Genomic DNA, 10,438 nt, shown 5'->3' with positions numbered 1-10,438 from the left:
TTAAGATGCCCAAAATAACCTCGTAAAGGGCTACCATAACCCCCACTATTGCAAGAGAGCTCTCGGTAGATGAATATGACCTAAGAATCCGCTCTAGCATAAACGGCACATAGGTAACCTCGGAGATCGGGGCAACAATAAGGCCGTAAATATTGACACCTCGTATCCACCGAAACTTGACTGATTTCCTAAACCGCATAAACGCGACAATCTGCAAGATAACGTGAACTATATAGGGCAGTGCAATAATGATTAAAATAGTTATGATAGTCAGGGAAATATTATCAATCTCATGAATCAAACCGAAAATAAATCCACCGACAAGAAAAACCAGTATGATAAGCGCAGGAATAATAATTAGAATATTCTTGATAGCCTGTGCGATGAGAAGAGGCTCGCGGGTGTTGGGGTCTATATCAAACTGTTGTGATATGCGTTTATGAGGCTCTTCCATTACCTCAGCGCCCTGAGACCCCCGGGACGCCTGGGGATCCAAGGACATCTTACCGTCGGCACCTTCTAAGCCATACAGCTGTGTATATTTTGGCTCTTGTTGGGAATTCTCCGGATTATTCGATGCACTTTGCTTTTCCACGGGAGGCTGCGGATCATTGTTCTCGGAGGTTGAAAAATTCTTATCGGTGCTCATGGTGTTCGCCCTAATCTTGCTTTTGCGACTTGACGTTAACGTGCTGCCAAGGAATTTCTACAATCGGATCTTCATGATGCTTCTTCAAGGATTCTGATTCATCACCCAACTCGTGTACCCTTCCCTGAGAACCGTGTAGAGCATCGTCATATATTCGAGGTTTAGAGACAGTGACTCCCTTGTCCTGAAAATCATCCGGAGAGTTCCTCTTGATCACACTCATCGCAACGATCATAAAAATGCTCATGAATGCTTCAAGAACGCAGGCACCTATAAACCACCATAATGGTCGAACATCGGCATTTGGAGCCGTCACCTCCATCACGAACCATGTATAAAAAGCACCAATAGGCGCAACAATCATCAGGCTATAAATGTTGCTTCCTAAAATCCAAGCGATCTGAGTTTCTTTCTCTGTCCGTGACCATGCCGCAGCCTGCAAAACAAAATACAAACCAAAAGGCAAGAAAAGGATTATCCCTAGAGGATTAGAGAGCAATGGCAGTAACGGCACTACCAATATGAGCTCAAGAGCAGTCCTGATAATCTGCACAGTTATAAGGCTAGGAGGAAACAAATTCTGCTTCTCAGCCGAATCCGTTTCAGATTCTTTCTCTATCTCATGAACATCTTGAGCTTGGATCGTTCCATGCTCAGGTTTTGGAAGGTTCTCATCAATAGTCATGGCTTCACCCTAAGCTTATAGCCTGGGTATTCTGTGAAAGCTCCCTGAATATTCTCAAAAAATAATACTTTTAATTTATCTAATAATAAAAGTCTCTTTATTTACATAAAGCAAGATTTCTAACGCTTTATTAAAATAAAGAGCCTTTTTCGCACCCCGAGATATGCGTATTACTCAGGTGAACCTTCCGATGCCGATTTCGGAGAATCCGCACGTACACCTTCAGCGGCACCGTCTATGCCATACGTTTCTGCCGAGCCAGCATCCTCGGTGCCCGCATTCTTCTGTGACTTCTGCCCCTGCTCTCTGCGAACCTGAACCAGCGGAATCTGCCCGGTGCTGAGATCCTCAACCAATTCGTCAGTCAGAGTCGGGCCGTTCACCACTTGAGGCTGCGAAGCTGACGCGGAATCAGCCTCCGAGGCGTCATTCGCCGCATCGTCAGGGTGCTCGGTATAGAGGGGCACCGCATCCGTCGCCGGTTCAGCCTGCATAAGCACCCGACCCTTCTTGCGCTTGCGCCTAAAACGCTTTTTCTTGCCCGGTTTGAGTTCATGAAGCTGCACGTCAAGCCCGGATGTCGCAGTTGCCCCCGCACCCTTCGGCGGTTTACGTTCCAGAGTGTAGATAACGCGTGCAGGCTTCGGTTCCATGCCGATTTTGGCGCGCATCCAGTTGATAATGCGGTCCAGCCAGTTGTAGTCTGCGGTCGCCTCAACTACCTGGTGGTTACGTGGAATCATGCCCACCTCGCTGAGCACGCGCGGGTACTCATCAATCTCTTGAATACCCGCCATGTACATGTTCTCGCGGAACTGCTGCGCGAACTCGTGCTGCCCAATAAAGAGCAGGTCAGAGTAGGTTTTTGCGGTCAGCCGCTCGGTGTACGACTGCACGGAATCACGGCTGCCTCGTTTGGCGCCGTAGGTGTCCCAGAAATAGAAGTACACGTTATTGGCGATAATCGCCGAACGAATCTTGTTTTGCAGATACCAGAGTCCACCAACGGCGAGAAGCCCAATAATGATAATGACGAGCGAGCCAACCGGAATTGAATAGTCCACATAGTTATCGGCACTGCGGGTTACAAACATGCGGTACAAATACGCACCGAACGAGATCAGCACCGGAATACCCAGAAAAATGGTGGCTATCGGAATCCAAATAAATGCAAAAAGCCACAGAATAAGACGATAGTAAATAATGGAGTCGCCAAACCCGATGGGGGTAGGCTTTACGGGAGAATGCGCGCGTTTCATCAACAGGTTGAATAGGCGGTTATTCTCGATACCGACCTTACGCAGCTTCGATTCGAGTGACGCACGCTTGAGGAAAACCCGGTAATTTTCAAGGATCTCGCGCTGTTCGGCGGTAAGTTCATCCTCGGGCGGCAGGTCGCCAATGTCGATTCCCGCTTCCGCAAGCAATTTGCTCCACAGCTCTAGGCGGGCAAGTTCCGAGGGTTTGGCTTGGGTTTGTGATTGGTAGTTTTTATAGGAGATGAAAATGGTACTGGCGCCGATGGCGAGCGTGACCATAGGCGCCATCCAGTCTTTAATATCCACGTGGTTATCCTCCCGGCGCGCGGCGACTGTAGCGGCTGCCCTTGTGCGCATCCTAGTAGCCTGAATGCGCGTATGCGGCGGCAAAGAACGCGTAAGCTGACGCGGCACCTACTCGCTGAAGCTGGTACTTCTACCGTAACATCTGAGCTTCTTTCTGCTGCGTTCATTTGGTTTCCATGTAAAATTTCCTTCCCTGAATTATGGATCTTCTGCGGTCTTACCGGCGCCTACCTCTGCGATAAAAAGAGCCTTTATGTGAATAAAGAGTATTTTTTACCGCTTTATTTACATAAAGGCTCTTTTTAGCACCGGAGTTTTTCTAGTGCTCTGCTTTCTCCAGTTCGGCGGGTGCCGAGCGGAGCATCCGGTAGGTGAAGACCGACAGCACCGCCAGAAGCACGGCGCTAAAGGTTGCGGTTACCAGCACGCCCGAATCGAACGCGGCATGCGCCGAATGCAGCAGCTCGGCGCTTAGATCCGACGGAAGCTGCCCAGCAACTGCGGTCGCGCCACCGAGGGTTTCGCCCGCCGCATGGGCCGCATCCGCATTAAGACCGGCGGGAACCGTCACCTGTGCACGGTAAATTGCGGTCAGCATGCCGCCGATCACTACGGTACCCAGCACGGTGCCGAACTCGTAGGCGGTCTCAGAAATCGCCGACGCAGCACCCGCCTTATTCGCCGGAACGCTGGAAAGAATTAGGTCATTCGAGATGGTCTGAGCCGCACCCACGCTCAACCCTAAGAACATGAAGGAAAGCATGAGCAGAAGGTCGTTGCGCGAACCGAGGAACACCACAAACAGGTACCCGAGGGCACCCAAGGCAAGCCCCGAAGACACAATCACCGCCGGATGGAATCGTGAAACGAGCTTAGCGGCATACAGGCCCGCAATAATGGTGCACGCCAGACCAGGAATCAGGAACAGTCCAGCCTGCATGGGAGAGTACCCCGAAACCAGCTGCAAATGCTGCGAAACGAAGAAAAGGAACCCAACATCTACGAACATGGCGAACAGGTTCGCCAGAATCCCCCCGGTGAACACGGTGTTTTTGAAGAGACGAACATCGAGCATGGGGGTGGTTCCCGCACGCCCGCGGCGCAGCTGACGGCGCACGAAGAAGAAACCGAATACGGCGCCAATAAACGCGGTGCTGACTGCGAGCGCATCCACGCCTGCCTCAGAAATATGGGTGAGTCCGAAGGTTATGCCGATCATGGCGATCATAATCAGCAGGATGCTCACCATATCGAGCGGACCGGGGTTTGGGTCTTTCGATTCGGGCACGGTCATGGGTGCGAGGGCAAGGAACGGTACGAGTACGGGTACCGCCATGAGAAACACCGACCCCCACCAGAAATGGCTCAGCAGGAGTCCGCCCACGATGGGGCCGAGCGCTGCACCGGCGGAGAAGCCAGCCGCCCACACGGCGATTGCGGTGCGGCGTTCTTTCGGGTCACGGAAGATGTTGCGAATGAGTGAGAGCGTGGCGGGCATGAGCATAGCGCCGAAGAACCCAAGTACGGCGCGGGCGATGACAAGCAGCAGAGCGGTGGGTGCGAAAGCGGCGAGTGCTGAGATAACCGCGAACCCTACGGATCCGATCAGCAGGATTTTACGCCGCCCGATGCGGTCCCCCAGGCTTCCCATAGGCACGAGTAACCCGGCGAGCACGAGCGAGTAGGCGTCTACGATCCAGAGTTGCTCGCTGGAAGATGGTTCGAGCGCCTGCGCGATTGAGGGCACGGCGAATGCGAGCACGGTGTTATCGACCGAGACAAGCAGCACCGGCAGCATGAGCACGGTCAGGGCAATCCACCGTTTGATTTTCTGATCGGGCGCGTGAATAGGCAGCGCCTCGGTGACGGGGTATGAGTTGTTCATCGTTGTGTTCACACGCATCTGGGAGTTTTCGGCACTTGCGGCAGATGCGCCGGGCGGCAAGTGCTCATAGTCCGCAGAGGGGTTGCTGCTAGAGGCTTTGCTTGGGGTAGTGAGGATGCGCCATACAGGCAACCACGGACACACTAACTATACCAACTAGACGGTAAAGTTTCTAATCCGTAGAATGGTGATTATGACTACCCCAGCCAGCGCATCCGAACCCCGTGCGACCCGCGCCAACAACTCGCGCGAGCAGATTCTAGACGCTTATGAACATTTGCTGGTACAGGCCGGTGAACGTGCCGCCACCCTTGATGCGGTCGCCGCCCAAGCGAAAGTTTCTAAGGGCGGGCTGCTCTATCATTTCGGCTCGAAAAAGGCGCTCTTCCAAGCGCTTTTAGACCGCACCCGCACCTACGCAGACGAAGACCTTGAGAAGATGCGCGCCGCACCCGAGGGGGCCAGCGCCTATTACATCAACACCTCAACCTTTCAGGGCACCCCATTCGATATATGCCTGGTTGCCCTCTCGCGGTTGGCGCAGGATAAGAACCCGGCGGCACGCGAACTCATGGACGAGATTCAGGGGCAGTGGTATGAGCTGATTCGCGCGGAGATTGGGGACGATAAGATGGCGCGCACCGTGCTTTTGCTGGGGGACGGCATGTATTACAGCGCGGCGTTTGCGGGAGGCATGGCGAACCCGGCGGCGCGCAAACGCATCAAGGCCGATCGGGATATTCTGCTGGATGCGCTCGACATTCTCAGGCGCGCGGCGCGGTAGTGTTCGTATCGGCGGTATAACACCGCGAGCAGATAGTATTTCGACGACAAGATAGCAATCCGTTACCTGCTCGTCGAAATACTATCTGCTCGCGGGGAAGAAGCAGGCAAGAAACAGCCTCTACCCCTCGAAGGTGCGATGCAGTTTCGCCAGCGACAGCGCAATATTACGGCGGTTACGCGCGAACGCACCAACCATACGAAATACGGGCGCAGCGGGAATGAACCCGAAGATTTTCGCCTCGGAAGCATCCCAAGTTTCACGCACGGTCACGGTGCCGTCGTGGTTATCTGCGATCTCCCAGGTCCAGTAGTGGTCGGCAGGCATACGCCAGGAGAGGATCTGGTTCTTCTCGGCGCGCACGACCGTGGGAGACATGCGGTATGGGATGCCCAGGAACATTTTTTCAGTGAAGGTATCACCCTCGCGCAGTTCGGGGGTGTCGCCGGATATCAGTCCGCGCACCGAACCGCCTCCGTCAAGCTCGGTATGGCGGGCGGGGTCGGCAATTAGGGCGTATACATCACTCGCCGCCGCCCGCAGAATAGTTTCGGCGGAGATCATGGCGGGATCCGTCTCAAGGAACTTTATCTGTGCAATAGTCATACCTTTAACCCTACGCCCGTGAATACCCCACGACTAGCCGCGAGCAGGTGGTTTTTGGCCCGAGCAGGTTGGAAAATCCTACCTTGTCGACGGAACCCGACCTGCTCGCGCGTTAGAGCTCTGCCCGCGCGAGTGCATCCTGTGAAAGAATAGAAGTGTTCCGTATCTTGCGCATCAGGAGTCGCCATGATTTTTATTGTTGTGAAATTTCCCGTCAAGCCCGAATACACCGAAAAATGGCTGGATTTAACCCGCGACTTCACCGAGGCAACCCGTGCCGAACCCGGCAACAAGTGGTTTGAGTGGTCGCGCAGCGTTGAGGATCCGAACGAGTTCGTGCTGGTAGAGGCGTTCGAGGACGACGGCGCGGCGGCTCATGTGAACTCCGCGCATTTCGCCCAAGCCATAACCGATATGCGCCCGGCTCTGCGCGAGACTCCGAAGATTATCTCCCGCCAGATCGACGGTGACGGTTGGGACGCTATGGGCGAGCTGAACATCGAGAATTAGCCGCTTTACCTCAAGAGTCCAACCATGCAGCGCGTGTATCCGCCGGATGCGCGCGCCGTAAGTCGTGTAACGCCGTTTTTACCCTTAAAATGGTTATAGGGCACACAAAAATAAGTACAGGAGTCATGGATGAACTCATCACCACATTACGCAGCTGAGGTCCCCGAGGAACACGAGGCCGACCACAGTTCGGTTTCATTAGCGGTTTCTACCGTGATTCTTGCATTACGCCACAAAAAGAATAGTGCGCGCCCTAGTCTTTGGCTGCCGCTGGTGCGCCGCCTGCGCGAACCCTACAAGGGTCAGTGGGCGCTTCCTGGCGGTCCCTTGCAGTCCCAGCAGTCTCTAGAGCAGGCGGCGGGGTACACGCTCAAGCGTGCGACCGGTCTTGAGCCCGGGTACCTTGAGCAGCTGTATGCGTTCGGTGATGTTTTGCGTGCCCCGGAGGCACGTGCGGCGCGCATCAACGGCACGCCGGTTCCGGCACCTGGGGCGGATCATGAGCGTGTGGTTTCGGTGGTTTATTGGGCCTCGATCCCGGCGACTGAGGTTTCGCAGACTCGCGTGCACGAAAATATTCGCTGGTTCCCGGTAGATGAGCTTCCCGAGCTGGCTTTCGACCACAACGAGATTGTGGAGTACGCCCTGTACCGCCTGCAGAATAAGGTCGAATATTCGCGTATTGCGCACTCATTCTTGGGCGATGAGTTCACGTTGGCACAGCTGCGTGAGGTGTACGAGGCGATTCTCGGTCGCCCGTTGGATCCCGCGAATTTCCGCCGCCAGATTGCGGCCTCAAAGTCGATTATTGATACCGGTCGGCGCATTGAAGGTACCCGCCACCGCCCACCGCGCCTGTACCGTTACAACACTGCGCAGGCTTATGCGGATGCGGGCCCGCTGGGCATGTACCGCGAGCGCCACGAGTCTTAGACGAGTTCCGGGAGCGGCAAGCTGCGTCGCTCAGGGGTCGTTATTTCGATCGCGTGGAGTACTAATACTCAGGCATTCTAAATCCGGGGGTATTTTCTTCATACGGGAGCAGTAAAGTGCTATCGCATGAAGAAAATGCTCCCGTTTTTGTACTCCCCATGTCATTTACGTCTCGGTCAGCAGAAAATCCTGCACTAAACCCCCTTGCTACTGTGGTAAATCTGCGATGATTCATAGCGAAGAGTCGCCAGACATTAAATTTTGATGTCTACACATAAATAACAGACCCAGACATGAAAAATTTTCATGTGAGCTTTTCACTAAAGCACAGTGTCAAGACAAGTTCAGCGGTATATCGGCTTTTTCAGACATAAAATCCTCACATCAGACATGAAAAGTTTTCATGTCTGGCATATAGTGAGAACTATGGACAGCCAATGGACAACGGAAAAATTACAACAGACTATACATAATCTGCGAGCACGCGGTAACGATACTCGCCGTCTCGAAGTTAAATCCGCACATGTCGATTACCCCGAAAGTCTGGATGCGACGCTAGGCAGTTTCTCCAATCTGCCGGGAGGTGGCACCATCATTCTAGGTCTTGACGAGCGCAATAACTTCCGCCCTATAGGCGTCTATAATGTCTCACAGCTCGAAAAGGCCATCGAAAGTAAACTCCGCAAGAAACTTTCCCCGCCTAACGTCATGGAAAGTCACCATATCCTCTATGAAGGAAAAGACATCCTTATCATCGAGATACCAGGATTAGCGGCGCATGAACGCCCGGCAAAAATGGGAGCGTTTTACTACATCCGTTCCGGCGATGGTGACCACCGCATGAGCGACTATGAGATACGCATTATGCTCAGTCAGCGGGAACAGCACAACTACGACCGCGAGCCTGCTAAGGGTTCTACCCCTGAGGATCTTGATGCAGATTTTGTGTCTTACTATGTTGAGCAGGTACGCGCATCGTCTACGCGCATGCAAAGCCTTAGCGATGAAGACATTCTGACTCGTACCAATGTACTGACACCTGATCGGAAGCAACTTACCCTTGGCGGCGTATACGCCTTGGGGTTTTATCCGCCGCAATTTTTCCCAACGCTTAGTGTCAATGGGGTGGTTGTTGATACAACCGGAAAATCACGCAACCTCGATAAACTCAACGTTTCTGGACCTATCCCCTATTTACTCAGTGAAACCATAGAATGGGTAATGCGCAATCTTCGTAAGCCCGTTCTGCAGCGTTCTGACGGTCATCTCGAAGATGGTGAAGAGGTTCCTGGTGTAGCAATTCGAGAGATTATTGCTAATGCCCTAGTGCATCGCAGCCTGAACCCCAACACGCAGCATCATGAGGTTCAAGTGCGTATTCTTCCGTGGGAGATTCAGGTCATTAACCCCGGCGGACTATGGACTATTACGGAAGATCAGCTTGAAACTCATGGGTACAAAGCCCATGTAAACCCTACGCTTTACAGTATTTGCCAAAAATTGGTTCTGCCGGGCACCACAAAACGAGTGATCGAAGGTGAAGGGGAAGGTATACCCGCAGCGCAGGAGGCAGTTCGTGAAGCCGGTCTTAAGCCCATTCGTTTTACTGATATGGGTGCACGATTTAAAGCAGTTATCAGCAGGGAACCCCATGAAGAAACACCTAAATATGATTTGGTAGAAGATGTGCAAACGCGCGCTCCACAGTATGTCGCTCATGGGACTGCGCTAAAACGAGAATCTGATCAGCAGGTTTACGAGTTTATCCGCAATGCTGAAGGGGCAGTAAACGTCGCAGACATATATGCAGGTCTCCATAGCAATCTCTCGAAACAGCAGATCCGCTACATAATCACAAAGTTACTCGATGCTGGTCTTATCGTGCGTGAAGGCGGCCAAGGAAACCGGAACACGACCTATCGCGTTGCACAATAAACACCACGTGAGGAAACAATGACAGTCAGCAGCGGGTATGGCGCGCGGGCGTCAGAATATTGTGAGGCGCTGGGGTCGCTCGATCAGATGGAACCGACTGATATTGCCCTAATCAAGTCGTGGAGTGCTTCCGTGCCAGGCAGTATTCTTGATGCCGGATGCGGCCCCGGGCATTGGGCGCGCCTGCTCGCCTCCGCAGACCGGCCCGTCACCGGCATAGATGTAACCCCCGAATTTATTGCCCATGCCCGCGCCGCCTCTAGCGCCCCAAACCTTAACTTCGAGGTCATGGATATGGCACACACGCCCTATACTGACGGGTCTTTCGCGGGAGTTCTCGCCTGGTATTCGCTCATTCACACGCCGCCAGCTCACCTTACCGGCATACTCACCGAGTTTTATCGGCTGTTGCTTCCGGGAGGAAGCCTTCTTCTGGGGATGTTTCTGGGCGACCACGGTTTGCCCTTCGCGCACGCCGTGACAACCGCCTATTATGTGAGCGTTCCAGGGTTTTCCGCGCTGTGCGAGAAGGCCGGTTTTATGGTGGAAGAAGTTCACACCCGCCGCACTGGGAGACACCGCGACCACCTGGCGATAGTGGCGTGCAAGCCAGAGTGATACAGAAGTGCTGATGTCGACAGGGGAGTTCCGGGAGCGTTTTCTTCATTTGGGAGCACTTTAACTGCTCCCAAATGAAGAAAACGCTCCCGCTCGCGAGTATCCCGGTCGAAACAGAGATTAATGCGCCCCATGATTGACAGGCGCTATCGCCACTCCCTACACTAGAGGTTATCCGGGTCACATTCCGGATTGTCCCTATCTATTCCACCGAGGCGCACGGAAGCGCATCGGCACACGAGGAGGCACCAGCACATGAACGGCTCCC

The 10,438-nt window shown here is 53.6% G+C and carries 10 protein-coding genes; 5 read left to right on the top strand and 5 right to left on the bottom strand.

The window, feature by feature from the left end:
• From HMPREF2554_RS09660 to HMPREF2554_RS09645, 4 genes are all read right to left on the bottom strand, one after another.
• Window positions 1–649: uracil phosphoribosyltransferase (locus HMPREF2554_RS09660; protein ID WP_070555025.1), on the bottom strand; the 649-nt coding region annotated here is incomplete at its 3' end.
• A gap of 10 nt (window positions 650–659) precedes the next feature.
• Window positions 660–1,334: a hypothetical protein gene (locus tag HMPREF2554_RS09655; RefSeq protein ID WP_070555022.1), complete on the bottom strand. Its 675-nt coding sequence runs from the start codon at window positions 1,332–1,334 to the stop codon at window positions 660–662.
• Between the two features lie 170 nt (window positions 1,335–1,504).
• Window positions 1,505–2,899, bottom strand: coding sequence for a CoA-disulfide reductase (locus HMPREF2554_RS09650; RefSeq protein WP_244864847.1), 1,395 nt, complete (start codon window positions 2,897–2,899; stop codon window positions 1,505–1,507).
• Between the two features lie 319 nt (window positions 2,900–3,218).
• Window positions 3,219–4,784, bottom strand: a complete 1,566-nt coding sequence (locus HMPREF2554_RS09645) for an MFS transporter (RefSeq protein WP_070555078.1) — start codon at window positions 4,782–4,784, stop codon at window positions 3,219–3,221.
• A gap of 193 nt (window positions 4,785–4,977) precedes the next feature.
• Between HMPREF2554_RS09645 and HMPREF2554_RS09640 the strand changes: the two genes are divergently transcribed.
• A complete protein-coding gene (locus tag HMPREF2554_RS09640) occupies window positions 4,978–5,568 on the top strand; it encodes a TetR/AcrR family transcriptional regulator (RefSeq protein ID WP_070448440.1) in 591 nt (196 codons plus the stop codon).
• 120 nt (window positions 5,569–5,688) lie between these two features.
• Here the strand turns inward: HMPREF2554_RS09640 and HMPREF2554_RS09635 are convergent, their stop codons facing one another.
• Window positions 5,689–6,174 carry an SRPBCC family protein gene (locus HMPREF2554_RS09635; RefSeq protein WP_070555020.1) on the bottom strand — a complete coding sequence of 162 codons (486 nt, stop codon included), beginning with the start codon at window positions 6,172–6,174 and terminating at the stop codon, window positions 5,689–5,691.
• 186 nt (window positions 6,175–6,360) lie between these two features.
• Between HMPREF2554_RS09635 and HMPREF2554_RS09630 the strand changes: the two genes are divergently transcribed.
• The 4 genes from HMPREF2554_RS09630 (at window position 6,361) to HMPREF2554_RS09615 (ending at window position 10,170) form a co-directional block, all read left to right on the top strand.
• Window positions 6,361–6,684 (top strand): putative quinol monooxygenase, encoded by a 324-nt coding sequence (locus HMPREF2554_RS09630; RefSeq protein ID WP_070555018.1) that lies wholly within the window; start codon window positions 6,361–6,363, stop codon window positions 6,682–6,684.
• Between the two features lie 129 nt (window positions 6,685–6,813).
• Entirely contained in the window at window positions 6,814–7,617 is an 804-nt protein-coding gene (locus tag HMPREF2554_RS09625; RefSeq protein ID WP_070555016.1) for an NUDIX hydrolase, read from the top strand.
• A 426-nt stretch (window positions 7,618–8,043) separates the two neighbouring features.
• Window positions 8,044–9,552 carry an ATP-binding protein gene (locus HMPREF2554_RS09620; RefSeq protein ID WP_048754698.1) on the top strand — a complete coding sequence of 503 codons (1,509 nt, stop codon included), beginning with the start codon at window positions 8,044–8,046 and terminating at the stop codon, window positions 9,550–9,552.
• Window positions 9,553–9,570: 18 nt separating this feature from the next.
• The gene (locus tag HMPREF2554_RS09615; protein ID WP_070555014.1) at window positions 9,571–10,170 is read left to right on the top strand and encodes a class I SAM-dependent methyltransferase; all 600 of its coding nucleotides are present in this window, start codon (window positions 9,571–9,573) and stop codon (window positions 10,168–10,170) included.
• The last annotated feature ends 268 nt before the right edge of the window (window positions 10,171–10,438 follow it).

It is taken from the genome of Rothia sp. HMSC071F11, assembly GCF_001809115.1.
Taxonomy (GTDB): domain Bacteria; phylum Actinomycetota; class Actinomycetes; order Actinomycetales; family Micrococcaceae; genus Rothia; species Rothia dentocariosa.
This window is presented reverse-complemented; position numbering and strand designations above follow the sequence as displayed.

Bases quoted from the DNA above. Each gene is read 5' to 3' on its own strand.
- HMPREF2554_RS09620 (WP_048754698.1), top strand. From the start codon at position 8,044: ATGGACAGCCAATGGACAACGGAAAAATTACAACAGACTATACATAAT.
- HMPREF2554_RS09615 (WP_070555014.1), top strand. From the start codon at position 9,571: ATGACAGTCAGCAGCGGGTATGGCGCGCGGGCGTCAGAATATTGTGAG.
- HMPREF2554_RS09645 (WP_070555078.1), bottom strand. From the start codon at position 4,784: ATGAACAACTCATACCCCGTCACCGAGGCGCTGCCTATTCACGCGCCC.
- HMPREF2554_RS09630 (WP_070555018.1), top strand. From the start codon at position 6,361: ATGATTTTTATTGTTGTGAAATTTCCCGTCAAGCCCGAATACACCGAA.
- HMPREF2554_RS09640 (WP_070448440.1), top strand. From the start codon at position 4,978: ATGACTACCCCAGCCAGCGCATCCGAACCCCGTGCGACCCGCGCCAAC.
- HMPREF2554_RS09635 (WP_070555020.1), bottom strand. From the start codon at position 6,174: ATGACTATTGCACAGATAAAGTTCCTTGAGACGGATCCCGCCATGATC.
- HMPREF2554_RS09625 (WP_070555016.1), top strand. From the start codon at position 6,814: ATGAACTCATCACCACATTACGCAGCTGAGGTCCCCGAGGAACACGAG.
- HMPREF2554_RS09655 (WP_070555022.1), bottom strand. From the start codon at position 1,334: ATGACTATTGATGAGAACCTTCCAAAACCTGAGCATGGAACGATCCAA.